This is a genomic window from Shinella sp. M27 (assembly GCF_049199905.1).
Lineage (GTDB): Bacteria > Pseudomonadota > Alphaproteobacteria > Rhizobiales > Rhizobiaceae > Shinella.
Genome location: NZ_JBLZPK010000029.1, coordinates 23,432 through 49,374, shown reverse-complemented (window position 1 = coordinate 49,374; position 25,943 = coordinate 23,432). Strand labels below are relative to the sequence as shown.

Annotated in this window: 21 protein-coding genes and 1 tRNA gene; 12 read left to right on the top strand and 10 right to left on the bottom strand. The window is 61.7% G+C overall.

What is annotated here, in order from left to right; all coding sequences use genetic code 11:
* Positions 1-29 precede the first annotated feature (29 nt).
* The 3 genes from iolD to ACOZK4_RS11810 form a co-directional block, all read right to left on the bottom strand.
* Positions 30-1,880 carry a 3D-(3,5/4)-trihydroxycyclohexane-1,2-dione acylhydrolase (decyclizing) gene (iolD, locus tag ACOZK4_RS11820; protein WP_421592053.1) on the bottom strand — a complete coding sequence of 617 codons (1,851 nt, stop codon included), beginning with the start codon at positions 1,878-1,880 and terminating at the stop codon, positions 30-32.
* 24 nt (positions 1,881-1,904) lie between these two features.
* Positions 1,905-3,827, bottom strand: a complete 1,923-nt coding sequence (locus ACOZK4_RS11815; protein ID WP_421592052.1) for a bifunctional 5-dehydro-2-deoxygluconokinase/5-dehydro-2-deoxyphosphogluconate aldolase — start codon at positions 3,825-3,827, stop codon at positions 1,905-1,907.
* A 120-nt stretch (positions 3,828-3,947) separates the two neighbouring features.
* The gene (locus ACOZK4_RS11810; protein ID WP_421592051.1) at positions 3,948-4,805 is read right to left on the bottom strand and encodes a MurR/RpiR family transcriptional regulator; all 858 of its coding nucleotides are present in this window, start codon (positions 4,803-4,805) and stop codon (positions 3,948-3,950) included.
* 176 nt (positions 4,806-4,981) lie between these two features.
* Between ACOZK4_RS11810 and ACOZK4_RS11805 the strand changes: the two genes are divergently transcribed.
* Both ACOZK4_RS11805 and ACOZK4_RS11800 read left to right on the top strand, forming a co-directional pair.
* Positions 4,982-6,103, top strand: a complete 1,122-nt coding sequence (locus tag ACOZK4_RS11805) for a Gfo/Idh/MocA family protein (protein WP_421592050.1) — start codon at positions 4,982-4,984, stop codon at positions 6,101-6,103.
* A gap of 98 nt (positions 6,104-6,201) precedes the next feature.
* Positions 6,202-9,552, top strand: a complete 3,351-nt coding sequence (locus ACOZK4_RS11800; RefSeq protein ID WP_421592049.1) for a caspase family protein — start codon at positions 6,202-6,204, stop codon at positions 9,550-9,552.
* Between the two features lie 74 nt (positions 9,553-9,626).
* Here the strand turns inward: ACOZK4_RS11800 and ACOZK4_RS11795 are convergent, their stop codons facing one another.
* On the bottom strand, positions 9,627-10,310 hold the full coding sequence (locus ACOZK4_RS11795; RefSeq protein WP_421592048.1) for a glutathione S-transferase family protein: 684 nt from the start codon (positions 10,308-10,310) through the stop codon (positions 9,627-9,629).
* Between the two features lie 22 nt (positions 10,311-10,332).
* Complete coding sequence (locus ACOZK4_RS11790) at positions 10,333-10,755, bottom strand: DoxX family protein (RefSeq protein ID WP_421592047.1); 423 nt, start codon at positions 10,753-10,755, stop codon at positions 10,333-10,335.
* An 80-nt stretch (positions 10,756-10,835) separates the two neighbouring features.
* On the opposite strand from ACOZK4_RS11790, the gene ACOZK4_RS11785 reads away from it, so the two are divergent.
* Positions 10,836-11,300, top strand: a complete 465-nt coding sequence (locus tag ACOZK4_RS11785; protein WP_421592046.1) for a MarR family winged helix-turn-helix transcriptional regulator — start codon at positions 10,836-10,838, stop codon at positions 11,298-11,300.
* A 60-nt stretch (positions 11,301-11,360) separates the two neighbouring features.
* Here the strand turns inward: ACOZK4_RS11785 and ACOZK4_RS11780 are convergent, their stop codons facing one another.
* Positions 11,361-12,473: a calcium-binding protein gene (locus ACOZK4_RS11780; RefSeq protein WP_421592045.1), complete on the bottom strand. Its 1,113-nt coding sequence runs from the start codon at positions 12,471-12,473 to the stop codon at positions 11,361-11,363.
* Positions 12,474-12,891: 418 nt separating this feature from the next.
* Here ACOZK4_RS11780 and ACOZK4_RS11775 point away from each other — a divergent pair.
* Both ACOZK4_RS11775 and ACOZK4_RS11770 read left to right on the top strand, forming a co-directional pair.
* Positions 12,892-12,981: transfer RNA gene (locus ACOZK4_RS11775), tRNA-Ser, on the top strand.
* A 974-nt stretch (positions 12,982-13,955) separates the two neighbouring features.
* Positions 13,956-15,041, top strand: a complete 1,086-nt coding sequence (locus ACOZK4_RS11770; RefSeq protein WP_421592044.1) for a porin — start codon at positions 13,956-13,958, stop codon at positions 15,039-15,041.
* A gap of 198 nt (positions 15,042-15,239) precedes the next feature.
* Here the strand turns inward: ACOZK4_RS11770 and ACOZK4_RS11765 are convergent, their stop codons facing one another.
* Both ACOZK4_RS11765 and ACOZK4_RS11760 read right to left on the bottom strand, forming a co-directional pair.
* Entirely contained in the window at positions 15,240-16,136 is an 897-nt protein-coding gene (locus ACOZK4_RS11765) for an alpha/beta fold hydrolase (protein WP_421592043.1), read from the bottom strand.
* 70 nt (positions 16,137-16,206) lie between these two features.
* Positions 16,207-18,270 (bottom strand): lytic transglycosylase domain-containing protein, encoded by a 2,064-nt coding sequence (locus ACOZK4_RS11760; protein ID WP_421592042.1) that lies wholly within the window; start codon positions 18,268-18,270, stop codon positions 16,207-16,209.
* A gap of 323 nt (positions 18,271-18,593) precedes the next feature.
* On the opposite strand from ACOZK4_RS11760, the gene dapA reads away from it, so the two are divergent.
* Positions 18,594-19,478: a 4-hydroxy-tetrahydrodipicolinate synthase gene (gene dapA, locus ACOZK4_RS11755; protein ID WP_421592041.1), complete on the top strand. Its 885-nt coding sequence runs from the start codon at positions 18,594-18,596 to the stop codon at positions 19,476-19,478.
* Position 19,479: 1 nt separating this feature from the next.
* Positions 19,480-19,959: an SsrA-binding protein SmpB gene (gene smpB, locus ACOZK4_RS11750; protein ID WP_117369261.1), complete on the top strand. Its 480-nt coding sequence runs from the start codon at positions 19,480-19,482 to the stop codon at positions 19,957-19,959.
* A gap of 58 nt (positions 19,960-20,017) precedes the next feature.
* Here smpB and ACOZK4_RS11745 read toward each other — a convergent pair whose 3' ends face one another.
* Positions 20,018-20,494 (bottom strand): hypothetical protein, encoded by a 477-nt coding sequence (locus ACOZK4_RS11745; RefSeq protein ID WP_421592040.1) that lies wholly within the window; start codon positions 20,492-20,494, stop codon positions 20,018-20,020.
* Between the two features lie 233 nt (positions 20,495-20,727).
* Positions 20,728-21,306, bottom strand: coding sequence for an NYN domain-containing protein (locus ACOZK4_RS11740; protein WP_117369265.1), 579 nt, complete (start codon positions 21,304-21,306; stop codon positions 20,728-20,730).
* 410 nt (positions 21,307-21,716) lie between these two features.
* On the opposite strand from ACOZK4_RS11740, the gene rpoZ reads away from it, so the two are divergent.
* The 5 genes from rpoZ to acpS all read left to right on the top strand — a co-directional run bounded on the left by rpoZ (position 21,717) and on the right by acpS (position 25,885).
* Positions 21,717-22,121: a DNA-directed RNA polymerase subunit omega gene (gene rpoZ / locus ACOZK4_RS11735; RefSeq protein WP_421592039.1), complete on the top strand. Its 405-nt coding sequence runs from the start codon at positions 21,717-21,719 to the stop codon at positions 22,119-22,121.
* A 108-nt stretch (positions 22,122-22,229) separates the two neighbouring features.
* Positions 22,230-24,461 carry a RelA/SpoT family protein gene (locus ACOZK4_RS11730; protein ID WP_421592038.1) on the top strand — a complete coding sequence of 744 codons (2,232 nt, stop codon included), beginning with the start codon at positions 22,230-22,232 and terminating at the stop codon, positions 24,459-24,461.
* A gap of 168 nt (positions 24,462-24,629) precedes the next feature.
* Positions 24,630-24,782: a DUF3563 family protein gene (locus tag ACOZK4_RS11725; RefSeq protein ID WP_117369271.1), complete on the top strand. Its 153-nt coding sequence runs from the start codon at positions 24,630-24,632 to the stop codon at positions 24,780-24,782.
* Between the two features lie 99 nt (positions 24,783-24,881).
* Entirely contained in the window at positions 24,882-25,478 is a 597-nt protein-coding gene (locus ACOZK4_RS11720) for a DUF2062 domain-containing protein (RefSeq protein ID WP_421592037.1), read from the top strand.
* Positions 25,475-25,885, top strand: coding sequence for a holo-ACP synthase (gene acpS, locus ACOZK4_RS11715; protein WP_313522682.1), 411 nt, complete (start codon positions 25,475-25,477; stop codon positions 25,883-25,885). Before ACOZK4_RS11720 ends, acpS begins: the two co-directional genes overlap by 4 nt.
* Positions 25,886-25,943 lie beyond the last annotated feature (58 nt).

Below are 25,943 nucleotides of genomic sequence, written 5' to 3'. Positions count from 1 at the left end.
ACGTTGGAGAGAGGAGGGCGTTATTCGTCTTATCCGATGGTCTGTGCAGCGCGGGCCTTCACATAGGCCTCACGCGCCGTGTTGACCTCGCTGCGCGGGCTGACTTCCGGCACCGCGACATCCCACCAGTGGCCACCCTCCTTGGTGGTGATCAGCGGGTCGGTGTCGATGACGATGACCGAGGTGCGGTCGTTGCCCTTGCTGTTCTGGATCGCGGTTTCGAGATCGGCGATGGACGAGACCTTCACGGCGACCGCGCCCATGCTTTCGGCATGCGCCCGGAAGTCGATATCCGGCATCATTTCGATCATCGAGTCCTTCAGGAGGTTGTTAAAGTTCGCGCCGCCGGTGCCCATCTGCAGGCGGTTGATGCAGCCGTAGCCGCGGTTGTCGAGCACCACGATGGTGAGCTTCTTGCCGAGCATGACCGAGGTCGAAAGCTCCGAGTTCATCATCATGTAGGAGCCGTCGCCGACCATGACGACGACGTCCGCCTCCGGCCGTGCGATCTTCACGCCAAGCCCGCCGGCAATCTCGTAGCCCATGCAGGAGAAGCCGTATTCCATGTGATAGCCGCCCGGCTTCGGGGCCTGCCACAGCTTGTGCAGTTCACCCGGCAGGCCGCCGGCCGCGCAGACGAGCACGGAATTCTCGCCGCCGATCGTGCGCTGCACCGCGCCGATGACCTGCGCGTCGGAGGGCAGGTCGGCATTGGTGGGCGCGGTCGCGCGGGCGACAGCGGCCATCCACGTGTCCTTGCGGGTCTTCGCCGTTTCCGTGAAGGCAGCAGGCGCCTTCCAGCCGCCGAGCGCTTCCGACAGCAACGTCAGGCCTTCGCGCGCATCGGCGACGAGCGGCTGGCTGTCGCGCTTGGCGGCATCGAAGGCGACGGTGTTGAGGCCGATCATCTTGACATTGTCATTCTTGAACAGCGCCCAGGAACCGGTGGTGAAATCCTGCATGCGCGTGCCGACGGCGAGGATGACATCCGCCTCCTCGGCAAAGGCATTGGCGGCCGAGGTGCCGGTGACGCCGATGGAGCCCATGCAGAGCGGATGATCGTCCGGCAGCGCCGACTTGCCGGCCTGGGTGACGGCGACCGGGATACCGTGCATTCCTGCAAAGGCCTTGAGTTCGGCCGTCGCCTGCGAATAGAGCACGCCGCCGCCGGCGATGATCAGCGGCTTCTCGGCCTTGCGTAGCGTGGCGATGGCAGCCGCCAGTTCCTCGGTATCGGGGCGGGGGCGGCGATGCGTCCAGACCTTTTCTTCGAACATAGCAGCCGGATAGTCATAGGCCTCGGCCTGCACATCCTGGCAGAGCGACAGCGTCACCGGGCCGCAATCGACCGGGTCGGTCAGCACCTGCATGGCGCGCTTGAGCGCCGAGATGATCTGCTCGGGGCGGGTGATGCGGTCGAAATAGCGCGAGACGCAGCGGAAGGCGTCATTCACCGAGACGGTGCCGTCGTTGAAGTCCTCGATCTGCTGGAGGACCGGGTCGGGGATGCGGTTGGCAAAAACGTCGCCGGGCAGGAAGAGCACGGGCAGGCGGTTGACGTGGGCCACACCCGCCGCCGTCACCATGTTGAGCGCGCCGGGGCCGATGGAGGTCGTGCAGGCCATGAAACGCTGGCGAAAGCTGGCCTTGGCAAAGGCGACGGCGGCATGCGCCATGCCCTGTTCGTTATGGGCGCGCAGCGTCGGCAATTCGTTGCGGACCTGATAGAGCGCTTCGCCGATACCGGCGACATTGCCATGGCCGAAAATGCCCCAGACGCCGGCGAAGATCGGCACCGTCTTGCCGTCGACGACGGTCATCTGCGCCTTCAGGAAATGCGTGACGGCCTGCGCCATCGTCAGCCGGATCGTCTTGCCCATCGTAATCCTCCCAATTCTCTTTATTCACAGGCCGCGCGTGCGAAGCCAGGCGTCGGTCAGCTCGCGGAAGCGGCCGGCCATGTCTGCGATCGCAGCCTCGTCATCCATTTTTCCCGCCATCCAGGCGCGGGCGGCATCCACGAAGATCGTGCGGCCGACGGCAAAACCCTTCACGGACGGCGCCACCGTCGTCGCCTCGAAGGCCTTCACCAGGTCCTCGGTCGGCGCTTCCAGGCCGAGCAGCACGATACCACGGCAATAGGCGTCATTTTTGGCAATGACGGCCTCGATGTTCTTCCAGGCTTCGCTCGATGCCTGCGGCTCCAGCTTCCACCAGTCCGGCTTGATGCCGAGATCGTAGAGTTCCGAGAGCGCCGTCGAGATCGTATCATCCTTGAGCGGGCCGTTTTTGCCGCCGATGATCTCGACCAGCAGTTCGCGGCCGACGCGGCGGGCGGCTTCGAACAGCGTGCGCAGCTTCTCCTGCTGCTCCTTTTTCAACGCAGCCGGATCTTCCGGATGGTAGAAGCACAGGCACTTGATGCAATGATCGAGCGGCCATTCCACCAGCTGCGAGCCGATATCCTGGCTGAATTCGAAGCGCAGCGGCTTGGACCCGGGCAGCTCGACCGGGCGGCCGATCCACGAGAAGTTCTGCGTGGCGGCGTCGAAGAAGGCGTCGCGGCCGAAGCGCTCGTCGATCAGCATGCCGTAGCCGGGGCGGCCGTCGGCGACGCGCGCCGTTGCCTGCACGGTGAGGCGCTTGAATTCGGAAATCTTCTCATGCGGCACGTTCAGTTCGTCGGCGATATCGACGAGTTGCATGCGGTGGTCGCAGGCGAGCGCCATGAGGAGGGGGATGTCGTCCTGCTTGCGGTTGGTTGCCCAGTGGATGTGGTTGATCGCTTCGTCCTTGCGCAGCGCGCGATGCTTGCTGCCGTTCTTGAGGAAGAAGGTCAGTTCCTCCCAGCTCGGATATTCCGGCGAGCAGAGCAGGCGGGAAACGGCGAAGGCGCCGCAGGCATTGGCCCAGGTGGCGCAGGTCTTGTGGTCCTCGCCCTTCAACCAGCCGCGCAGGAAGCCGGACATGAAGGCATCGCCAGCACCCAGCACATTATAGACCTCGATAGGGAAGCCATCACCGACGACGCCGTCTTCCAGATCGTCGGAGATCGGGCCGTCATAGACGATGCAGCCCATGGCGCCGCGCTTCAGTACGATGGTTGCCGGCGAAACCGCGCGGATCGCCTTCAGAGAGGAGAGCACGTCATCGGCGCCCGAGGCGATCATGATCTCCTCTTCCGTGCCGACGATCAGGTCGCAATCCGGCAGGACGGATTTCAGGATGGCCGAGACGCGGTCGGACTTTACATAGCGCTCGAAGCCTTCGGCATGACCGGCAAGGCCCCAGAGGTTGGGGCGGTAATCGATATCGAAGATGACCTTGCCGCCGCTTTCCTTGGCGATGCGGATCGCCTTGCGCTGTGCCGCCTCGGTGTTGGGACGGGAAAAATGCGTGCCGGAGACGAGTACGGCGCGGGAGGAGCGCATGAAGGCCTCGTCCACGTCATCGGCGTCGAGCGCCATGTCGGCGCAGTCGGTGCGCACGAAGATCATCGGCGAGATGCCCTCGGATTCGATGGCGAGCAGCACAAGCGCCGTCAGACGGCCCTTGTCCGTCTTGATACCCTCGACATTCACGCCTTCACGGGCGGATTGCTCGCGGATGAAGCGGCCCATCTGCTCGTCGCCGACGCGGGTGATGAGCGCCGATTTCAGGCCGAGGCGGGCGGTGCCGATGGCGATGTTGGCGGGGCATCCGCCGACGGATTTGGCGAAGGAGGCGGTATCCTCCAGCCGCGTGCCGAGCTGCTGGCCATAGAGATCGACGGACGAACGGCCGATCGTGATGACGTCGAGCGTTCTGGCCTGATCAGTGTGCGGCATGTCTTCCTCCCGGTCTCGCGGCGCCGTCATGAAAGCGCGGCGACATTCTGGGAAAATGAAACATGAATTCCATTATTATGTCAATTCGGAATGTTCATTCCATTTCTATTTCGCGGCATTTCACTTGGGTATGCGGCGCAGGCTGCGCCGTTTTTCGGCGATGGCGACCGGCAGCGCCATGGCAAGCGCCATGGAGGCGGAGAGTGAGCGGAAGCCGGCATAGTCGGCCTCAGACACTTCGAACCAATGCGTGGCGGAGGCGGCCAGCGGCGAGAAGACCGAGTCGGTGATGGCAACGATGGGCACGCCGCGCGCGGCCAGTTCCTGCGCCTGCGTCAGGCTCTCGGCGGCGTAAGGCGCGAAGCTCGCGGCGATCACGGCATCCTTGCTGGTGGCGAACTGCACCATTTCCGGATCGATGCCGTTGGGCGAGGCGACGATCTGGTGGCGGATGCCGAGTTTGCCGAAGGCATAGGCGATATGCGCGGTCAGCGGATAGGAGCGGCGCTTGGCGACGAGATAGATGGTTTCGGCGCGGGCGAGCAGATCGACGGACCTGGAAAAGGTTTCGCCGTCAATGGTGCTGGCAAGGCGGGCGACGGACTGGCTGGCAGCGGTCAGGAAGCCGGAGAGCAGTTCGGTGTCGCTGTTGGCCGCAGGTCCCGCTTCCAGCGAAGCGAGGCGTTCCTCATAGGACAGCGTGCGATCGCGCAGCCGCGCGCGAAAAACGTTCTGCAGGTCGGAAAAGCCTTCGTAGCCGAGATGATGTGCTAGGCGCACCAGCGTTGAGGGCTGCACGTCGGCCGCCGTCGCGATGCTGGCGGCGGTGCCGAAAGCCATCTCGTCGGGATTGGCCAGCGCATAAGCCGCCACCTGCGCCAGCCGCTTCGGCATGGTCGCCTTGCGCTCGATGATGACGGAGCGCAGGCTGTCGAAATCGCGCGGTACGCGCGAAAGGGCCGTTTCGGTGTTGCTCATCGTGGGTCTCCTCGGCGGCCATTCTGCGATAAAAGAAATAAATATTCCATATTTTCGGAAAAGATAGTTTTCGTTCCAAATCTTTCCCGCTATGGATGGCGCTAGAGGCGCCCGTGCGGCGAGATATAGCAATTCCTCTGCCGGTGCGTAGCGGAATTCAGCGAGGGAGATACGTCATGAAAGCGCTTGGCATCGGATTGATCGGCACCGGCTATATGGGCAAGTGCCATGCGCTCGCCTGGAACAATGTCAGCACGGTCTTCGGCGACGTGGACCGCCCACGCCTCGTGCATCTCGCGGAAGCCAATCCCGAGCTTGCCGCCACCCGCGCCCGCGAATTCGGCTTTGCGAAATCCACGGCCAACTGGCGCGACCTGCTCTCCGATCCCGATGTCGACGTCATCTCCGTCACCACGCCGAACCAGTTCCATGCCGAAATGGCGGTTTCCGCGCTTGAGGCGGGCAAACATGTCTGGTGCGAAAAACCGATGGCGACGGCCTTTGCCGATGCCGAACGTATGCTCGCCGCCCAGCGCTCGTCCGGCAAGGTGGCGGTGATGGGCTACAATTACATCCAGAACCCCGTCATGCGGCACATCCGGTCCCTGATCGACGAGGGCGCGATCGGCACGGTCAACCATGTCCGCGTCGAGATGGACGAGGACTTCATGGCCGACCCTGAGGCGCTGTTCTACTGGAAGAGCGAGGCATCCTCCGGTTATGGCGCGCTCGACGATTTCGCCGTGCATCCACTGTCGCTGCTGTGGAGCCTGTTCGGCCATGTAGAGGCGGTCATCGCCGCGCTGGCAAAACCCTATGCGGATCGCCCGGTGAAGGACGGCGGCCGCCGCGAAGTCGAGAACCACGATATTGCCAGCGTCCTCATGCGCCTTCCCGGCGGCATCTCCGGCGTGCTGATGGCCAATCGCTCTGCCTGGGGCCGCAAGGGCCGCATCGCCTTGCAGGTCTATGGCTCGAAGGGCTCGATTCTCTACGACCAGGAGCGCATGAACGAGTTCCAGCTCTACACGACCGACGGCCGCGCCACCGAACAGGGCTTTTCCACAATCCTGACCGCGCCGCACCACAAGCCCTATGACCGCTTCATCCCGGCCCCCGGCCACGGCCTCGGCTTCAACGACCTCAAGGTCATCGAATGCCGCGAGCTGATCGCCGCCATTGCCGGCATGGCGTCCCATTCCATCGATTTCAACCATGGCCTGCGCATCGAAAAGACGGTGCATGCCATGGCGCAGTCCTTCCGTGAAGAACGCTGGGTGGAAATCGCCCCTGCGTGATTTTTTCGGCGACCCCGCCAAAAAAATCCACCGGCTTAGTCATTGAAACCGCTAGTCTCATACGTAATACTGGCGGCAATAATGCCGGAGGGAAGGGCATGTTCAAGCGAATACAAAAACGCTGGGCACCGGTGTTCTTCGTATCGATTGCTGTCGTCGTGTTCAACGCGAACGCCGCTGAGGCGAAACGCGTTGCACTGCTGATAGGCAATCAGAAATACGAAGAGACCGCTCAGCTGAACAATCCCGCCAACGACGTGGAGCTGATGCGCGCCTCGTTCGAGGCGGCCGGTTTTGACAGCGTCAAGACCGTTCTCGATCTCGACCGCTCCGCCATGGTGAAAGCGTTGCGCGATTTCGAGGACGAGTCTGCCGATGCGGATATGGCGGTGGTCTATTATTCCGGCCACGCCATGGAGATGAACGGGGTCAACTATCTGATTCCGGTCGATGCGGCGCTGAAGAGCGACCGCGACGTCGAGGACGAAAGTGTTGCCATCGACCGCGTGCAGCGGTCGCTGGAAGGCGCCAAGAAGCTGAAGCTCTTCATTCTCGATGCCTGCCGCAACAATCCGTTCGCCGCAGCGATGACGCGCTCCATCGGCACCCGCGCCGTGACGCGCGGCCTTGCCCGCGTCGAGCCCGAATCGGCCGACACGCTGATCGCCTTCGCGTCGAAAGCCGGCACGGTGGCGCTCGATGGCGAGGGCAAGAACAGCCCGTTTGCCACGGCGCTCTCGAAATATCTGACGGAACCTGGCCTCGATGTGCGCATCGCGCTCGGCAAGGTGCGCGACGAGGTGGTGGAAGCCACCAACCGCGAGCAGGAGCCCTTCGTCTATGGTTCGCTCGGCGGTGCGCAGATCTTCCTGAACATCAAGGAAGTGAACATCAACGTCACCAACAGCGGCAACACGGAAGTCTCGCCGAATGGCCAGTCCGAAGCGGCAGCCGACTGGCAGAACATCCGCGACCTCGCCGACGAGGACCTGATCAACGCGTTCATCGCCAAGCACGGCAAGGACCCGGTTTACAAGATGCTGGCGGAGAAGAAGCTCGCCAGCCTCAAGGAGGCCACCCAGAACGATGGCCAGGATGCCGACGGCATCGCCTGGGACGCGCTGAGGGAATCGACCGACGCGGCCGCACTCCAGCGCTTCCTCGAGCGCTATCCTGATAGCAAACATCGCAGTGATGCCGAACATCTCATTGCCGCGCTGGAGCCGAAGAAGGGGCTGAGCGTCAACGTCGCCTCGCAGGAAACCGCCGCCTCGCGCGACTGCTTCCTGCTGGCCGGCGAACCGCAGTCGCTGCCGGGCTTCATGGGCGTCAACTTCCTGAAGATCGATGCCAAGCGGGCGCTCACCGCCTGCGCGCAGGCCGTCAACGAAAACCCGTCCGACGGCATGCTCGTCAACCTGCTCGGCCGCTCGCACGATGCCGACCGCAACTATGTCGAGGCGCGCCGGAATTACGAAAAGGCCATCGAGCTCGGCAATATGTACGCGCTCACCAACCTGGCCTGGTTCTCGATCTACGGCACGGATGGCCCGGTCGACGTGCCGAAGGGCCTGTCGATGTTCGAAAAGGCTTCGACGGCGGGCAATTCCTACGCCCAGGCCTCGCTCGGCTGGCTGTACCGCGAAGGCTATGGCGGCACGCGCCAGGATTATGCGGAAGCCGTCAAGTGGTACCAGCAGTCGGCCAACCAGGGCTATGCCAATGCCATGGCGACGATGGGCTGGTTCTACCGCGAAGGCCTCGGCGTCTCGCAGGATTATGTCCAGTCGCTGACCTGGTACCGCAAGGCTGCGGACGCCGGCGATGCCAACGCCATGTCCTCGCTCGGCTGGGCCTACCAGAACGGCCTCGGCACAGCGCAGGACTATGCCGAAGCCAAGGTCTGGTACGAAAAGGCCGCCAACATCGGCGATTCCTACTCGATGGCCTCGCTGGCCTGGCTCTATGACGTCGGCAACGGCGTGAAGCAGGACTATGTGGAAGCCCGTTACTGGTATGAGAAGGCCTCAAATGCCGGCAGCTCCTATGCCATGGGCAACCTCTCGCGCCTCTACGATCAGGGCCTCGGCACGCCGGCCGACGCGAAGGAAGCCGTCCGCTGGGCTGCTGCCGCCGTCGAAAGCGGCGATCCCAACAAGCTGAAGGAACTGAAGGAAACCCCTGCCAACTTCACCGTTGCCTTCCGCAAGGAACTGCAGGGTCTTTTGATCGAGCGCGGCTATTACAGCGGCTCGGCCGATGGCGAATTCGGTGCGGCAACGCTCGCCGCCATCGACAAGCTGGCCGCCGGCCGCAACGACAGCACCGCGCTGTCGAGCTCCGGCTCGTCGACGGTCACCTCGACCGACCAGTCGACGTCGACGCTCGGCAGCGGCTCGGATGTCGACCAGTGCTATGAACTGGCCGGCGAACCGAACCTGCGTCCGGGTTTCCTCGGCAAGCTCTTCGCCAATATCGACTACGGCCGTGCGATCTCGGTCTGCGAAGCGGCACTCAATGCCAATCCGTCGGACAATTCGGTTCGCAACATGCTGGGCCGTGCGCATGATGCCGCGAAGAACTTCGCTCAGGCGCGTGAGCATTACCAGAAGGCCGCCGACGAGGGGAACCTCTATGCCCTGACCAACCTCGCCTGGTATTCGATCTACGGCACGGATGGCCCGGTCGACATGGGCAAGGGCACCCGCATGTTCGAGCAGGCCGCGAATGCCGGCAATCCCTATGCCCAGGCGTCCCTCGGCTGGCTCTACCGCGAAGGCTATAACGGCACGCGCAAGGACTATGACGAGGCGTTCAAGTGGTACAGCAAGGCGGCCCAGCAGGGCTATGCCAACGCGCAGGCCACGATGGGCTGGTTCTACCGCGAAGGTCTCGGCACGCAGCGCGACTACAATGTCTCGCTCGACTGGTACAAGAAGGGCGCGGAAGGCGGCGACGTCAACGCCATGTCCTCGGTCGGCTATGCCTACCAGTCCGGTCTCGGCATTCCCGTCGATTTTGCCGAAGCGCGTACCTGGTATGAAAAGGCCGCGGCCCAGAACGACTACTATTCGATGGCCTCGCTGGGTTGGCTCTACGACGTCGGCAACGGCGTGAAGCAGGACTATGCCCAGGCGATCGACTGGTATGAAAAGGCGGCCAATGGCGGCAATACCTATGCCATGGGCAACCTGTCCCGCCTCTACGACCAGGGTCTCGGCACGCGTTCCAACGCCAAGGAGGCTGCCCGCTGGGCCGCCGCCAGCGTGGAAGGCGGCGACCAGGGCAAGCTGCAGGAACTCAAGGGTTCGCCGGCGAACTTCACGCCGCAGTTCCGCAAGGAGTTCCAGCAGATCCTGAAAGATCGCGGCTATTACAGCGGCCCGATCGACGGCGATTTCGGCACCTCGACGCAGAACGCGATCGATCGGCTGGCCGCCCGCACCTGATCCATCCGGACAGGCTTGAAACAAGGAACCGCTGGAAACACCCGTTTCCAGCGGTTTTTCTTTGGGAGACGCGATCAGGCGGCAAGCTTCAGCAGCCAAGCATCATGCTGTTCCAGGAATGTCCTGAGGCGTGCGGGATAATCCTCGGCAACCGCGTCCTTGACACTCTGCCGCGCCCCCAGCGCCGCGCGCCAGCGGGCAACCTTTACGAGACCGTCGAAGACGCCGGTCGGCGCGATCGTGTCGAACGTATCGAAATAGCGGAAGATCGGCGCGAAGACCGCATCGACGAGGCTGAATTTGTCCTCGGCGAAAAACGGTCCGTCGCCAAGGGCACTCTCGACGCGCGAAAACTTGTCGACCAGCGCCTTCCGCTTGGCGTCATAGGTCTCGGCGTCCTTCGCCGTCTCGAACCCCCAGAGATCGCCGAGAATCGAGGAGCCGAATTCCATCCAGCCGCGATGCTGGGCGCGGGCCAACGGATCGGCCGGGTGAAGCGGCGTATTGGTTTCGGCATCCTCGAGATATTCGCAGATGACGGCGCTTTCGAAGAGCACGACCTCGCTGCCGTCGGGCTGGCGAACGAGCAGCAGCGGCACCTTGCCGAGCGGCGAAAGGGCCAGAAACCAGTCGGGCTTGGTGGCAAGCTCGATGGTGCGGCGCTCGAAGGGGACACTCTTTTCGGCAAGCACGATGGCGGCGCGCTGCACATAGGGGCAGAGGGGGTGGCTGACAAGGATCAGGCGGGCTTCGGTCATTCGGATATCTCCTTGGTTTGGGTCAGCGCAGGCTGCGCGAGGGGCTGAGCGCATAGTGCCCGTCGCCGAGCAGGGCCTGCGCGATGGAAAGCACGATGAGGTAGAGCGGATATTCCCAGCCGCCGCCGGGGGCCGTGAACACCCAGCCATTAGCGCCATGCGCCCAGATGATGGCGCCCGCCAGGGCGGGAATAAGCGCCAACGCCACCCAGCGGGCCTGAATGCCGAGCACCAGCATGATTCCGCCCGCCGCCTCGGCGGCGAAGGTCAGATAAGCAAGCCAGCCGGGCAGGCCGATGGAGGTGAAGTAGCCCGCCGTTCCGGCAAGGCCGAAGGTCAGCAGTTTCAGGACAATGCTATGGGCGAGATACATCACGCCGAGGCTGATGCGCAGCAGGGTGACGCCGTAGTCGGTGAGGTCGGTGCGGGTTTGGGAAAGAGGCATGTCTGGTCTCCGGATTGAAGTAGATGCAATTGCATATATGTGCCCTTGCCAATTCCGTCAAGATGCATGTAATTGCATATATGTCCGACTCAACTCAACAAACCACCGGCAAGCCATCCGAAGCCACCACCCGGCTGTGGATCCGCCTCATGCGCGCCCAGCGCCTTCTGCTGGCCGCCGTCGAGCAGGACCTTAAAGCCGCCGACATGCCGCCGCTCGCCTGGTACGATGTATTGTGGGAGCTGGTGCGTACGGAAAAGGGCAGGTTGCGCCCCTTCGAAATCGAGGAACGTACGCTCCTGGCGCAGCACAATCTTTCGCGGTTGCTCGATCGCATGGAAGGGGCAGGGCTGGTGCGTCGCGAAATCCTGCCCGAGGACGGCCGCGGCCGCTGGGTGCTGGTGACCGAGGAAGGCCGCAGCATGCAGGCGCGGATATGGACCGTCTATGCCGCCGCCATCGAGCGCCACCTTGGCGGGGCGATGGATGATGCCGACGCCACGGCGCTTGCCGACGGGCTTGCACGGCTGGCGCGAGGCACCTGAGCCCAAATGCAAAACGCCGGGGCAGGGCCCCGGCGTTCGATTGTCGCAAGACGTTTCCGCTTAGAGCAGGAAATCGCTCCCATAATATTTCGTCAGGCCCGCGTCGATCTGGAAGTCGGCGACGCCATCGCCATCCACGTCACCGGAAATGATCGTACCCGAATAGCGCAGTTCGCCCGCAGTGCCAGAAAAGCCGGCTTTGCCGATGAAGGAGAACTTGTTGTTCGTGGACGTGTTGATGTTGGCATCAATCGCGCTGAGGTCGATCTTGTCGCCATTGCCGGGATCGAAGTCATCAATGATGTCGCGCAGCGTCGAGCCGACCTTGCTGTCGGAAATGCTGGTGAAACGGAACGTATCGGCCCCCGAACCCCCGACCAGAAGATCGCTGCCGGCACCGCCGACGAGCAGGTCATTGCCCGAGCCGCCGAACATGTCGTCCGCGCCCGAGCCGCCATAGAGCCGGTCGTTGCCCGTGTCGCCATAGAGGTCGTCATTGCCCGCATCGCCGTAGAGAATATCGACGCCGCTGCCGCCATAGAGCTTGTCGTTGCCGCCAAGACCTTCGAGTTGATCGTTGCCGCTGCCGCCCTTGAGAATGTTGCTGCCGGCCGTGCCGATCAGCGTATCGGCATAGCTGGTGCCGACAACGTTTTCGATGCTCTTCAGCGTCTCCAGGCGACCGGAAACTGCCTTGGCATAGCCCTTGTCGAGATCGACATAGATGCCTCGGCCTTCTTCACTGCTCGAATCCTGCAGGGAATAGTTGATCGTATCGATGTCGGCGCCACCGTTGAAGGTGTTCTTGAAGCCGGCGGAATAGAACGTGTCGTTGCCGCTGTCGCCGTTATAGACGCTCTGGTAGGACAATACCTTGAAGACGTCGTTGCCGCTGCCGCCATAGACCTTGTCATAATAATCCGGGTCGTAGTCCTTGCCGCTATGCGTGTAATAGTCGTTGCCAGAGCCGAGATAGACGAGGTTGCCGCCCTCGAAGCTGTTGCGCACGATGTCGTTGCCGCTACCGGTGTTGACCTTGTTGAAGCCGCCATATGTGCCGATGAGGTTCAGCACGACCTCGTCGTCACCGCCATAGGTGTACACATCCAGTTCGATCTTGGAGTTCTGAACGATGAGGTCGTCCCCGGGCGTGCCATCAATCACGACTGTCATATTCGTATTCCTTTCCGCAACAACGGGTTTGTTGCACGACATCTAACGCCGGCAAGCTGAACCGGTGTTGAACAAGACGGGAGCCACGCGGCGATTTCGAGGCGAATTTTCGGAGTTTTGCGGGCGAGGCATACGATTCGAGCCGGTGCCTATTTCAACGACTTTATATAATGGGCTTCCCAAGGTCCTGCGCGCGCCAATCGACCAGCAATGCGCGTTATCCTGTGGAGCGCGGGAATCAGCGGATGATTCCCGTCATTTCAGCACAGTCCGCCGCCTGGAAGCTCTCCATCCTCAGACCCTGACCCAGGTCCTCTTGCGGAAAAATCCAAAAAAGAGGCAAAGACGGTTTCATTTCGCGTTCGAGGGCAAAAAAGCCTTGCAATCAAAAGCGCCGCCGCATAGTGAAACCGCGAGCGGAGAGGTGGCCGAGTGGTCGAAGGCGCTCCCCTGCTAAGGGAGTATACCGGGAACGGTATCGTGGGTTCGAATCCCATCTTCTCCGCCAGTTCCCCCATTAATGAAATACGACATTCAAAGAGACGAAGCGTGGATTTGTGTCATCCACGTCATCGGTCTACCGCGCTTTCCTCTTGGCAAAGTCGGGCGCCTTTCTGTCGCGATCAACGGCTCGCTCAGGGGCCATGTCTTTGCCCATGCCCATGGCGTAACGCACGACGCTCTCGTTTACATAGCGACGGTCACGGGTAGCTGAGGCGACGATGGTTTTGTCGACAAGTGCCTATGACAATATTCTCTACGGCGTGCTGGTAGTGACGTATTGAACAGCGTCGCGACGTTCGGCCGTTTCCAGCAGCTCTTCATCGCCATCGTTTCTTTAAGACCGGCTACCACGTTCTTATCAATACGGTGAGGGGGATAACGTGTTGTTTTCTTCGAAACCTCGACGGGCACTTCGTTTTCCAGCTGCAGTTTGCGAGAATTGGCCCGGCTGCGCGTCACTCCATGAAGACGGTAACCGCGCACCGACCCTCCGTCATGTCCACCACGCCGGGTCTTTCGTCAGAATCACGACGAATCGAGTCTATTGAAAGCCATGCGATTCTGGCTCTCGGCGTGATGATCGGACCTGCATCGGTGCGGCGCGCGGTTTCGAAAAGGCGCCGTTGCCATGTTTATGAAGGCGTTTTGCCGTCTTTTCGCCCCTTCCGAGGCGGTGGCGGCGGGTGGATAGATTAAGCTAAGTGCCCGCTCCATAAGGCCTTTTGTTAAGAATCCATAAACTTTTAACGACCCGGTCCGCCATTTTGTGTCCTTTCCGCAACAGCGTTGGGCGAAGGCAGTCACAAACTCTGCCTCCTTTCAGTTTGGAGATTGCTTACGGAACCGTGTCGAGTATTTTCACTCTCGGAAGCAGGGGCGGTTGATCGTCCACTTCTTGAACTTGGGGATGGGGCAGGGAACGCTGTCCTTCAGCAAAAAACCCAGACCCGTTTGAAACTTTTTGACTGGAGGTCAGAAATGAACATCAAGAGCCTTCTTCTCGGCTCCGCTGCAGCTCTCGCAGCAGTATCCGGCGCACAGGCTGCCGACGCTATCGTCGCTGCTGAGCCCGAGCCCATGGAATACGTTCGCGTTTGCGACGCTTTCGGCACCGGCTTCTTCTACATCCCCGGCACCGAAACCTGCCTCAAGATCGGCGGCTACGTTCGTTTTGACGTAAAGGGCGGCGAACTGCTCGGTCTCGATGCAAACGGCGCAAACGGCGATTTCGGCGACGAGTGGGCAACGCAGTCCCGTCTCTCGCTGCAGATCGAAACGGCTTCGGACACCGAATACGGCGCTCTGAAGACCTACGTTGAAACCCGTTTCAACTGGTACGGCGAAGGCGATAGCGACAACTCGCTGAACTTCGCCTACATCGACCTCGCCGGCTTCCGCGTCGGTAAGACCGAAACGGCCTTCTACACGTTCGCTGGTTATGCCGGCAACGTCATCAACGACGACCTGATCTCGGGCGGCATCTACGACACCAACGTCATCCAGTACAACTATGACAACGGTTCGGGCCTCACGGCTGTGATCTCGCTTGAAGATACTGACCGTAACGAAGCTGACGCAATGTACGCAGCGGACGAACTTGCTGATCCGACGCTCGGCGTCGTTCGCTCGTCCGGCCGTGACTACGTTCCGAACATCGTTGGTGGTATCGGTTATTCGACGGGCACGTTCGGCGTTAAACTCCTTGGCGGCTATGACTCTGCTGCTGAAGAGGGCGCAATCAAGCTCCGTGCTGACGGCACCTTCGGTGGCGTTTCGGTCTTCGCAATGGGTGGCTGGAACACGGACGGCGACCGTCGTAACGTTTACGCTACCTGGCAGGGTGACTGGGCTGTTTGGCTCGGCGCATCGGCTGCTGTTACCGACCGCGTAACGCTCAACGCACAGGTTTCGTTCGATGACGGCGACCAGCTCGCTGCTGTTGCCAACGCCAACTTCACGGTTGTCCCGGGCTTCGTTGTAACGCCGGAAGTTGCTTACTTCGACAACGGTAACGACGATGGCGACTCCTGGGGTGGTATGATCCGCTTCCAGCGTTCGTTCTAATCTGATCTAGGTTGGATAAAAGACCCGCAGTCCTGAAATGGACTGCGGGTTTTTGCGTTTTTTGGGGTTCTTTTATCGCGACCGGCCGCACCGTTTTTGGGGCTCATGGTTCACGCCAGTCATGGTGCGATCCGAGATACGTTGATTGAGCCGCAAGGGAAGCGCGCTTCGAGTTGGCTACTCGCCTCGTGGGTAAGCTCAGAACTCCGAAAGAAATACAGCAAGCGAGGGAAAGATGTTCTCAAGGTGGACGAGGGGCGCATGGCCCTGGCGGGGTGCTGTTCGCGTGGTGACTTTCGCTCGGTCCTGCGCCATTGCCTGAAGCGTTTGCGCGGAAAAGAGTTTTGAATGCGCGCCGCGGATGATCAGCATTGGCTTTTCAGCGAGGATTTCGAACTGCGGCCACAAGCTGGGCAGCGGCTTGCTGAAATCGATGGCTTGGAGCTGGTCGTTCAAGGCGGGATCGTAGTCGGCGACGAGCGTGCCGTCACGTTCGATGTAGAGCGCATGGGCCATGTCCAGCCAGTCGGTCCCGGCGAGGGCGGGGAAGGCTCTGCTGTGAAGCGCTGCCAAGCCTTCGGCAGCCTGTTCGAAGGATGAAAAGGTCGAGCGGCGGCCGAGGTAATCCCGGATTTCCATGAGGCCCTCAGCCTCGATTGCCGGTCCGATGTCGTTCAGAACCGTTGCTGCAATGAGGTCCGGCCGGAGCGCGGCGAGGATATGCAGGATCAACCCGCCGCGTGAGGTGCCGATGAAGAGGCATTGCTTCAGGCCGAGTAGATCGCAGAGCGCAATGACATCCTTGCATTCCACCATCACATTATAATTGGCGGGGTTGGGATCGTATTGCGAAAGCCCGCGGCCCCGATAATCCACGGCAATGACCCGGCGAGGATTTTCAGGATGATTGGCGAGCAGCACGGCGAGCTGGTGAAAGTCGCGCGCGTTGCGGCTGAGGCCGGGAAGGCAGATGACGGGCAGGCGCCCGCCGATGTCGGACGGCGTTGCGACCGGGTAGTCGCGGGCGTGGAGCCTCAGCCCGTCTTCGCTTGTGAAGAAGATGTCGCGGAATGCCGGTGCGTCCGAAGGTGCCATGCGTATGCCTTGCCTGGGAAAGGTCAGGCATCATCACCAATTTTGCCGGCAAGTCACCAGAAATTGCGCTTTAGCGCCCGACGCTGAGGTCGTGTTCGATATCGGCGGCCTGGCCGAGGCGGGTCTTATAGACCTGGTAATTCTCCATCACGCGCTGCACATAGCCGCGGGTTTCGGAGAAGGGAATGCGCTCGATCCAGTCGACCACCTCATCGACCGGCTTGCCGCGCGGATCGCCATAACGCTTGATCCACTGCGGCACGCGGCGCGGGCCGGCATTGTAGGCGATGAAGGTCAGCACGTAGGAACCGCCGAAATCGCTGATCTGCTCGCCGAGATAATGCGCGCCAAGCGTGGCATTATAGGCGGCATCCGTCGTCAGCCGTTCCTTGGAATAGGCAAGGCCGTAGCGCTTTGCCACACCTTGTGCGGTGCCTGGCATCAGTTGCAGCAGTCCCTGCGCATTGGCGGGTGAGATCGCGGCTGGGTTGAAGGCGCTTTCCTGCCGCGCGATGGCATAGGCGAGCGCCTTGCCGGAACCGGAAATGTTCGCACCATCGGGAATGACGCCGATGGGGAAGGCCAGCGCCGCGACATCGATGCCGCGTCCGAAGGCAATCTTGCCGATTTGCAGCGAAAGCTGGTGGTTGCCGCCCTTTTCGGCCTGCGCTGCGAGAAGCGCAAGCTCGCCGGGGCTCATCAGCTCGCCGGCCAGCGCCCGGTAAAGACTGTCGCCCCGCCAGCCATGGCCGGCCGCCTGGAGACGGGCAATAGCCTGCACGGCCTCGCGCTGGTTGAAATTCGCGCGCTCTTCCGCCGTCGGCGTGGGATAGGTGACGTTCAGCGTCTTGCGGCCAAGCCGCGCGCCGGCAAGCTGGCCGTAGAAGGTGCCGGGAAAATTCGCCGCCTTGGCGAAATAGTCCTTGGCGTCACCCGGCCCGCCTTTTTCGGCGGCCCGGCCGAGCCAGTACCAGGCGCGGGAGACCGAAAGCGGCCGGTCGGAGGTTTGCAGGATGCGCTGGAAGTGGCCAGCCGCCGTCTTCGCATCGCCAAGGTCGCGCAGCGCATACCAGCCGGCATGGAATTCCGCCTCGACGATATCGGTCGGATCGTCCGCTCCGTGCCGGGCAGCGACATTATGGGCATCACGATAATCGCCGAGATCGGCAAGGCCCCGGCTGACGATGCGCTGCTCGTTCCACCAGGCGCCGGGATTGATGAGGCGGGCGGGGTCCTCCGGCATGGCGGCAAAGAGTTTTGCCGCCGCGCGGTAGTCCTGCTTGCCGCGCAGGTTGCGGATGCGCAGGAACGTATAGGCGGGGTCCTTCTGCCAGCTGGCATCCACGGCCTTGATCAGGTCGCCGGCATTCTTGGCCTTGCGGATGACGGCCGCCCAGGCGCGATAGAGCGACTGCGCCTTGCCGAGATCGCCGAAGCGCTGTGCCTGGTCGGCGCGCTCGCGATAAAGCAGCATCTCCATGCGCGTCTTGTGATCCTCGACGCTGAGCAGGGTGCCGAATTCGGCGAGAATCTTGTCCTCTATATCCTTGGAAAGCGCGTCCTTCTGCCAGAACGAGCGCAGGATGTTCGTTGCGCGGGGCGTGTCGCCCGCCGCGACGAGTGCGCGGGACAGCACGACGGCGCCCTCCGCCGTCTCCGGCATTGTGGTGCCGAAGGCGGCGAGAACATCTGCCGTCGCCGGGTTTTCCCGCGCCATCGCCTTTTCGGAATTGGCCCGCAGCGCCGTCAGGCCCGGCCAGCCTTTCAGCTCGCGCTGGGCATTGGCGATCTCCCAGGAAGGCACGCCGCGCTGGCCGGAAACGGCGATCGCCCAGGTCAGGATATGGCGGTCGAGGCTGGAGGAGGGCAGGCGATCGCGAGCGGCAATCGCCGCTGCGGCATCGCGGTTGGAGAGGGCGTCGAGCCCCTCGCGCAGTTCGGTGCTTACGACCGGCACGGCGTCTGCGCGCGGAATGGCGCTGGTGATGACATCCTTCGACGGCATCTCGGCGGCAAAGCCGAGCGGCTTGATGTCGGCGGTGTTGTCAGCCTCGACGGGCGATGAACGCAGCGCAAGTCCGGCTATACCGGCAAGCAGCAAGGCGCAAAGAGCAAAACTGTTTGTCGAGATCATGCTACATCCCGGATGCCGTGGCAGGCGACGCGTCGGCGCGTGGTTTTCCGCCTGTTTGTGAACACTCATTAACCCTTTGTTGCCTTAACGAAACCTTAACCGCTCATTTCACTAAGCCGTGAAGGCCGCTTCATCCCAAGCGACGGATCAGGTGAAACGAATATTCGTGTCCCAGAGCCAATTCCGCCTTGTTTGTGCATGAAAAACGCCCATCGCGACGCTTGCCGCATGACCGCCACCCGACTATTGTGCCAGCGTTTTTAACCACGGAATACGGCCAAAGCATGTAAGCCCACGGGCGGCTTTGACCTCAGGAGTTCTGGATGTTCAAGGGATCCCTTCCCGCTCTCGTCACCCCCTTTACCGATGCCGGCGCTGTCGATGAAGACGCGTTCGCGGCTCATGTCGAATGGCAGATCGGTGAGGGCAGCCACGGTCTCGTTCCGGTGGGCACCACCGGCGAGTCGCCGACGCTGTCCCATGACGAGCACAAACGGGTGGTGGAACTCTGCATCAAGGTGGCAAAGGGCCGCGTTCCGGTCATTGCCGGTGCGGGCTCGAACAACACCAAGGAAGCGATCGATCTCGCCCAGCACGCCGAAAAGGCCGGTGCGGACGCGGTTCTCGTCGTGACGCCCTATTACAACAAGCCGACGCAGAAGGGCCTTTTCGCGCATTATGCCGCGATTGCCGGCGCTCTGAAGCTGCCGATCATCATCTATAATATTCCCGGCCGTTCCGTAGTCGACATGACGCCGGAAACGATGGGCGCGCTGCACAAGGCGCATCCCTCGATCATGGGTGTAAAGGATGCGACGGGCAAGATCGAGCGCGTGTCTGAACAGCGCATCACCTGCGGCAAGGATTTCGTCCAGCTTTCGGGCGAAGACGCGACCGCACTCGGCTTCAACGCCCATGGCGGCGTCGGCTGCATCTCGGTCACGGCCAATGTCGCGCCGCGCCTGTGCGCCGAATTCCAGGAAGCGACGCTGGCGGGTGATTACGCCAAGGCGCTGGACTATCAGGACAAGCTGATGCCGCTGCACAAGTCGATCTTCCTGGAGCCCGGCCTTTGCGGCGCGAAATATGCGCTGAACCGTACCCGCGGCATGAACCGCTTCGTGCGTTCGCCGCTTCTGCCCACTCTGGAGCCGGCCACGGAGGCTGCCATCGACGCGGCGCTGCGCCACGCCGGCCTGCTGAACTGATATGGCAACAAAAGCACGCCCAGCGACGGTCAAGAAAATTGTAGCGGAAAACCGCAAGGCCCGCTTCAACTACGAGATCATAGACACCTACGAGGCCGGTCTGGTTCTGACCGGCACGGAGGTCAAATCGCTGCGTGAAGGCAAGGCGAATATTGCGGAATCCTACGCCTCGGACGAGGGCGGCGAGATCTGGCTGATTAATTCCTACCTGCCGGAATACCTGCAGGCGAATCGCTTCAACCACGAGACCCGCCGCCGCCGCAAACTGCTGCTCTCCAAGCGCGAGATCCATCGTCTGCGCGTCGCGATCAACCGCGAGGGCATGACGCTGGTGCCGTTGAAGGTCTATTTCAACGATGTCGGCCGGGCCAAGCTCGAGCTTGCGCTTGCCAAGGGCAAGAAGCTGCATGACAAGCGCGAGACCGAGAAGGAACGCGACTGGAACCGCCAGAAGGGCCGCCTGCTGCGCGATCGCGGCTGACGCTGCTTCTCCGGCGCCGGCGATCAGGCCGGCGCGTATCCCGATTTCAAGATGAAATTCAGAACTGCGCGTAAAGCTGCGCGATGACCGATTGCTGTGCGGCGAGCGCAAGCTGTGCGCCGTTCGTTTCGCTCGGCACGTCCGGCGAGGGGGCCGGATTGGCGCTTGGCGTGCGCGGGGCAAGGAAGGACGAGAGCAGGGCGTTGAGATCGGTGCTCTCGATCGCAAGACGCGCCGTCGGGTTGCGTTCGGCGGAGATGCGCGCTTCGCCTGTCGCCTGGGCGGACGGCACGGCATAGGCGGGAACGGTGGAAAGGCCAGGCTGGCCGTTCGGCGCGTAGAGGAAGCTGAGGTCGCCGATGTCCTCGGCTGTTTCCGACGGTGTCGAGACCTGCGTGACCGGCTGCGGCACTGTAAGCGCGGCAAGGGCGGAGGCGGCAGGGCGGTTTTCCACCGCAGGCGTCGCCGCACGCAGTTCAAGCGCGTTCGATGCTGCCCGGTAGCTGTTGCCCGAAAGCGAGACTGCGTCCACCATGTTGTAAGATGTCCCAATGCGAAATGACTGTACGGCAATGGGAATATCAGGAGAAACTTGCGGAACATTAATGGCCCGCGGGCGCATTTGAATCAATGTTTAACGGAACATTGAAAAGCCCGGAATTTCAGGGTTTCTGCGTCAGGAAATTTCAAGAAAAACCGTAAGCTGGGTCCTGAACGCATTAACGTCCCGGAGCGGGACGTTAAGCAGGAAGCACGGCAAAGGGGCGCTTATTCGGCGACGTTGTCTGCCGCCGGCTCGACATTGCGCTGCGGGCGCTCGGACGGGTCGCGGCCAATTTCAGCCTTCAGCGTACCAAGGTCGATGAAATAATCGGCCTGGCGGCGCAGGTCGTCGGCGATCATCGGCGGCTGCGTCTGCATGGTGGAAACGACGGAAACCTTGCGCCCCCTCCGTTGCAGCGCCTCGACGAGCGTGGTGAAATCGCCGTCGCCGGAGAAGATGACGAGATGGTCGACCGTCTCGGACTGCTCCATGGCATCGATCGCGAGTTCGATGTCCATATTGCCCTTGATCTTGCGGCGGCCGAGCGAGTCGGTGAATTCCTTGGCCGGCTTGGTGACGACCTTGTAACCGTTATAGTCGAGCCAGTCGATCAGCGGGCGGATCGAGGAATATTCCTGGTCTTCGATAAGAGCGGTGTAGTAATAGGCGCGCAGCAGGTAGCCGCGCTTCTGGAAGGCCTTCAGAAGCTTCCTGTAATCGATGTCGAAGCCGAGTGTCCTGGAAGCCGCATAGAGATTTGCACCGTCGATGAAGAGTGCGATTTTCTCGCGGGGGTCGAACATATCGGGAAATCCTTTTAAGTAGAAGTTGAGCTAAACAGGTCGGTTTTGAACATGTTCCGGCCCTTCCGGATGCACTGGCCGGTTGAATTAACTCTTTTTCATATAATCTTCATTTAGGGCAGCCGAAGGCGCTTTCCAAGCAAACCTAGGTTGCGGATACGATTTTTGTCACCGGCATCGTTTCAGCAATTTCAAAGGCTTCGGAATTGAAGAACAGTTCCCGCACGTTACCCTATTTGTCGGATATTTGGTCTTTCAGCCTGCCGTAACGTCAGGACTCAACCAGAAATTACATGGGGAGACTTATGACACGCGGCTGTCGGGACAGGGAAGGAAAAACTTGAATTTTTCCTGCTTTGCCTGTATCGGGCATGCAAACTCCTGAAATTCTCGATCACAAAGGACAGGCAATGGCCCGTGTCACCGTTGAAGATTGCATTGACAAGGTAGACAACCGCTTCGAGCTGGTTCTGCTTGCAAGCCATCGCGCCCGCCTCATCTCGCAGGGTGCCGCCATCACCATCGACCGCGACAACGACAAGAACCCCGTCGTTGCCCTGCGCGAAATCGCCGACGAAACGCTGTCGCCCGACGACCTCAAGGAAGACCTGATCCACTCGCTGCAGAAGCATGTCGAAGTGGACGAGCCCGAGCCCGATCCGGCAAGCCTGGCTGCCGACACCGCGTCCACGACGGCTACCGTCGACGAGGACGAGGACCAGCCGGAAACCATCACCTTCGACCGTATGTCGGAAGAAGAGCTGCTGGCCGGCATCGAAGGCCTCGTACCGCCGGAAAAGAGCGACGATTACTGATTTCGGTAACTTACCGAAGCCTTTGATATTGCGAATGCCGGTGCGCCCCTCTTATGGTCGGGGCGCACTTTTTTTTGCCCCGCCGCGCGGGGAGGGAGCCGACCGAGAATGATGCGCCAATATGAACTCGTCGAACGGGTTCAGAAGTACAAGCCCGACGTCAACGAGGCCCTGCTCAACAGGGCCTATGTCTATGCGATGCAGAAGCATGGGCAGCAGAAGCGGGCGAGCGGCGATCCCTATATCTCGCATCCCCTCGAAGTCGCCGCCATCCTGACCGATATGCGCCTCGACGAATCGACGATCGCGGTCGCCCTGCTGCACGACACGATCGAGGACACCAGCGCGACGCGCGGCGAGATCGACGAACTGTTCGGCGAGGATATCGGCGCGCTGGTCGAAGGCCTCACCAAGATCAAGAAGCTTGACCTCGTCTCCAAGAAGGCCAAGCAAGCGGAAAACCTGCGCAAGCTGCTGCTCGCTATTTCCGACGACGTGCGCGTGCTGCTCGTCAAGCTCGCCGACCGGCTGCACAACATGCGCACGCTGGACCATATGACGCCGGAAAAGCGCGCCCGCATCTCCGAGGAGACGATGGATATCTATGCGCCGCTCGCCGGCCGCATGGGTATGCAGGACATGCGCGAGGAGCTGGAAAACCTCTCCTTCCGCCATATCAATCCGGAAGCCTTCGAGACCGTCACCAACAAGCTGGAGGAACTCTCCCGCCGCAATGAGGGCCTGATCCGCAAGATCGAGGACGAGTTGCGCGAATTGCTTGTGGTCAACGGCCTCGACGACGCGCTCGTCAAGGGGCGGCAGAAGACGGTCTATTCGGTTTTCCGCAAGATGCAGTCGAAGTCGCTGTCCTTCGAGCAGCTGTCGGACGTCTACGCCTTCCGCATCCTCGTCGACGATGTGCCGGCCTGTTATGCTGCGCTCGGCATCGTGCATACGCGCTGGCGCGTCGTGCCGGGCCGCTTCAAGGACTATATCTCGACGCCGAAGCAGAACGACTACCAGTCGATCCACACCACCATCGTCGGCCCGTCGCGCCAGCGCATCGAACTGCAGATCCGCACCAAGCGCATGCATGAGATCGCCGAATACGGTATCGCGGCGCATTCGCTCTACAAGGACAAGGAAGTGGTGATCGGCGAGGTGCGCACGACGTCGCCGCGCTCCAACGCCTATGCCATGCTGCGCCGGACGATCGAGGCGCTGGCCGAAGGCGACAATCCGGAAGAATTCCTCGAGCATACCAAGCTCGAGCTGTTCCAGGACCAGGTGTTCACCTTCACACCGAAGGGCCAGCTGATCACCCTGCCGCGCGGCGCCACACCCATCGATTTCGCCTATGCGGTGCACACCAATGTCGGCGATACCTGCGTCGGCGCCAAGATCAACGGCCGCATCATGCCGCTGGTCACGCGGCTCTCCAACGGCGACGAGGTGGAGATCATCCGCTCCGGCATTCAGGTGCCGCCGCCGGCCTGGGAAGAGATCGTCGTCACCGGCAAGGCGCGTGCCGCCATCCGCAGAGCGACCCGTGCCGCCGTGCGCAAACAATATGCCGGCCTCGGCTACCGCATTCTGGAGCGCACCTTCGACCGCGCCGGCAAATCTTTTTCTCGCGACGGTTTGAAGCCTGTGCTGCATCGCCTTGGCCAGAAGGACGTCGAGGACGCCATCGCTTCGGTCGGCCGCGGCGAGCTGTCGTCGCTCGACGTGCTGCGCGCCGTCTTTCCGGATTATCAGGACGAGCGCGTGACGGTGAAGCCCAACACGGAGGAGGGCTGGTTCAACATGCGCAGCGCCGCCGGCATGGTCTTCAAGCTGCCCGGCAAGGCGAAGTCGGCGCTCGAAGGTGCAGAAACGGAAACCGGCCCCGAGGCCCTGCCGATCCGTGGCCTCTCCGGCAATGCCGAGGTGCAATTCTCCGCCGGCGGCGCCGTGCCGGGCGATCGCATCATCGGCATCATGGAGAAGGACAAGGGCATCACGATCTACCCGATCCAGTCGCCGGCGCTGCAAAAATTCGACGACGAGCCGGAACGCTGGATCGACGTGCGCTGGGATCTAGACGAGGCCAACAATACCCGTTTCATGGCGCGTATCGTGATCAACGCCCTGAACGAGCCGGGCACGCTGGCCGAAGTCACCCAGACCATTGCCACCAGTGACGTCAATATCCGCTCCATGTCGATGACGCGGGTGGCGACGGATTTCACCGAAGTGCACATCGATCTCGAAGTCTGGGATCTCCGCCAGCTGAACCAGCTGATGGGCCAGCTCAAGGAGCTTCAGTGCGTCTCGACGATCAGTCGCGTGTTTACATGACGGTTTCCATGCAAAAATATGGCAGCCTGCCCTGAATAAGGCAGGTTTGCCCAACATTTGACCAGTCGTTATGCGCCATTTGCATGGCTGTATTGGAATAGTGTCGCTGGTGCCTTGGGGGCTTCCACCCTATCTTCTGTTTCGGGAGGTAACCGAAAGAGGTTTACCATGTTGAAGCAGATCAAGAACTTTGCCCGCGCCCTGCGCGTTCCGAACTCGGAAGAGCGCGAAATCGCCTATCTCAATGGCGCCATCGACCGCATCGACCTGGAATATCGCCAGCGTCAGATCGACCGCGGCCTGTTCCGCAAGTCCTTCTAAGGTCTTGAGATCGAGTGGCGCACAGAGTGCGCCACGGCCGGTCTTGGTGCTATGTCAGCGCCATTGAAATGCCACTAACGGATCGGCTATGTCTTGGGCATGTTGTTCAGACGCCGAAAGAAGGCCTCGATGGCCGACCGGTTGCGCGAATTCTTCTGGCCGCGCAAGGGGTTAACGCGTCCGGCGCGCTACCTTGCCAAGCGAATCCTGCGCCTTTCCGCGTCGCCGCATGCGGTGGCCGCCGGCGTTGCCGCCGGCATGTTTTCCGCCTTCACGCCGCTTCTCGGCTTCCATATCGTCCTAGCCATGGCGCTCGCCTATTTGATGGCCGGCAATCTGCTGGCTGCGGCGCTCGCCACGACCATTGCCAATCCGCTCACCATTCCGCTGATTGCGCTCGCGACCTTCCGCGTCGGCGAGGTCCTTCTCGGCATCACCTCCAGCGAGGCGGTGACGGCGGGAGAGCTCTTCCATCGGCTGGAGCACCTGCAACTGTCCGAACTCTGGCAGCCGGTTCTGAAGCCGATGCTTGCCGGCGCCGGCCTTCTCGGTCTCGTGACGGCCGCCATCGCTTATGGCGTGACACGCTTTGCCGTGCGCTCCTTCAAGGCGCGGCGTCACGCGCGCCTTCTGGAGCGCGCCGGCCTTTCCCCGACCCGCACAACCGCCCTTTCCCCCGGAGAAACGACCCTATGATCATCGGCATCGGCAGCGACCTCATCGACATCCGCCGGGTGGAGAAGTCGCTGGAGCGGTTTGGCGCGCGGTTCACCGATCGGTGTTTCACCGAGATCGAGCGGGCGAAATCCGACGGGCGCAAGAACCGCGCGGCCTCCTATGCCAAGCGCTTCGCCGCCAAGGAGGCCTGTTCCAAGGCGCTCGGCACGGGTCTGGCGCAGGGCGTGTTCTGGAAGGATATGGGCGTCGTCAACCTGCCGGGCGGCAAGCCGACGATGAAGCTGACGGGCGGGGCGCTGGAGCGATTGCAACAGATGCTTCCTGCGGGCCACGAGGCGCGCATCCACATCACCATCACCGACGACTTTCCGCTGGCGCAAGCTTTCGTGATCATCGAGGCGCTTCCGGCCGGAACGCCTGGATAACCGGATCCCCGCGTCTTTTTGACCGACGCGATTTCCAACAGACAACCTTTCCTCTATA

What these genes read in the sequence shown, in the direction of transcription:
- iolD (WP_421592053.1), bottom strand. Translation starts at nt 1,880, where the DNA reads ATGGGCAAGACGATCCGGCTGACGATGGCGCAGGCCGTCACGCATTTC.
- ACOZK4_RS11815 (WP_421592052.1), bottom strand. Translation starts at nt 3,827, where the DNA reads ATGCCGCACACTGATCAGGCCAGAACGCTCGACGTCATCACGATCGGC.
- ACOZK4_RS11810 (WP_421592051.1), bottom strand. Translation starts at nt 4,805, where the DNA reads ATGAGCAACACCGAAACGGCCCTTTCGCGCGTACCGCGCGATTTCGAC.
- ACOZK4_RS11805 (WP_421592050.1), top strand. Translation starts at nt 4,982, where the DNA reads ATGAAAGCGCTTGGCATCGGATTGATCGGCACCGGCTATATGGGCAAG.
- ACOZK4_RS11800 (WP_421592049.1), top strand. Translation starts at nt 6,202, where the DNA reads ATGTTCAAGCGAATACAAAAACGCTGGGCACCGGTGTTCTTCGTATCG.
- ACOZK4_RS11795 (WP_421592048.1), bottom strand. Translation starts at nt 10,310, where the DNA reads ATGACCGAAGCCCGCCTGATCCTTGTCAGCCACCCCCTCTGCCCCTAT.
- ACOZK4_RS11790 (WP_421592047.1), bottom strand. Translation starts at nt 10,755, where the DNA reads ATGCCTCTTTCCCAAACCCGCACCGACCTCACCGACTACGGCGTCACC.
- ACOZK4_RS11785 (WP_421592046.1), top strand. Translation starts at nt 10,836, where the DNA reads ATGTCCGACTCAACTCAACAAACCACCGGCAAGCCATCCGAAGCCACC.
- ACOZK4_RS11780 (WP_421592045.1), bottom strand. Translation starts at nt 12,473, where the DNA reads ATGACAGTCGTGATTGATGGCACGCCCGGGGACGACCTCATCGTTCAG.
- ACOZK4_RS11770 (WP_421592044.1), top strand. Translation starts at nt 13,956, where the DNA reads ATGAACATCAAGAGCCTTCTTCTCGGCTCCGCTGCAGCTCTCGCAGCA.
- ACOZK4_RS11765 (WP_421592043.1), bottom strand. Translation starts at nt 16,136, where the DNA reads ATGGCACCTTCGGACGCACCGGCATTCCGCGACATCTTCTTCACAAGC.
- ACOZK4_RS11760 (WP_421592042.1), bottom strand. Translation starts at nt 18,270, where the DNA reads ATGATCTCGACAAACAGTTTTGCTCTTTGCGCCTTGCTGCTTGCCGGT.
- dapA (WP_421592041.1), top strand. Translation starts at nt 18,594, where the DNA reads ATGTTCAAGGGATCCCTTCCCGCTCTCGTCACCCCCTTTACCGATGCC.
- smpB (WP_117369261.1), top strand. Translation starts at nt 19,480, where the DNA reads ATGGCAACAAAAGCACGCCCAGCGACGGTCAAGAAAATTGTAGCGGAA.
- ACOZK4_RS11745 (WP_421592040.1), bottom strand. Translation starts at nt 20,494, where the DNA reads ATGGTGGACGCAGTCTCGCTTTCGGGCAACAGCTACCGGGCAGCATCG.
- ACOZK4_RS11740 (WP_117369265.1), bottom strand. Translation starts at nt 21,306, where the DNA reads ATGTTCGACCCCCGCGAGAAAATCGCACTCTTCATCGACGGTGCAAAT.
- rpoZ (WP_421592039.1), top strand. Translation starts at nt 21,717, where the DNA reads ATGGCCCGTGTCACCGTTGAAGATTGCATTGACAAGGTAGACAACCGC.
- ACOZK4_RS11730 (WP_421592038.1), top strand. Translation starts at nt 22,230, where the DNA reads ATGATGCGCCAATATGAACTCGTCGAACGGGTTCAGAAGTACAAGCCC.
- ACOZK4_RS11725 (WP_117369271.1), top strand. Translation starts at nt 24,630, where the DNA reads ATGTTGAAGCAGATCAAGAACTTTGCCCGCGCCCTGCGCGTTCCGAAC.
- ACOZK4_RS11720 (WP_421592037.1), top strand. Translation starts at nt 24,882, where the DNA reads ATGTTGTTCAGACGCCGAAAGAAGGCCTCGATGGCCGACCGGTTGCGC.
- acpS (WP_313522682.1), top strand. Translation starts at nt 25,475, where the DNA reads ATGATCATCGGCATCGGCAGCGACCTCATCGACATCCGCCGGGTGGAG.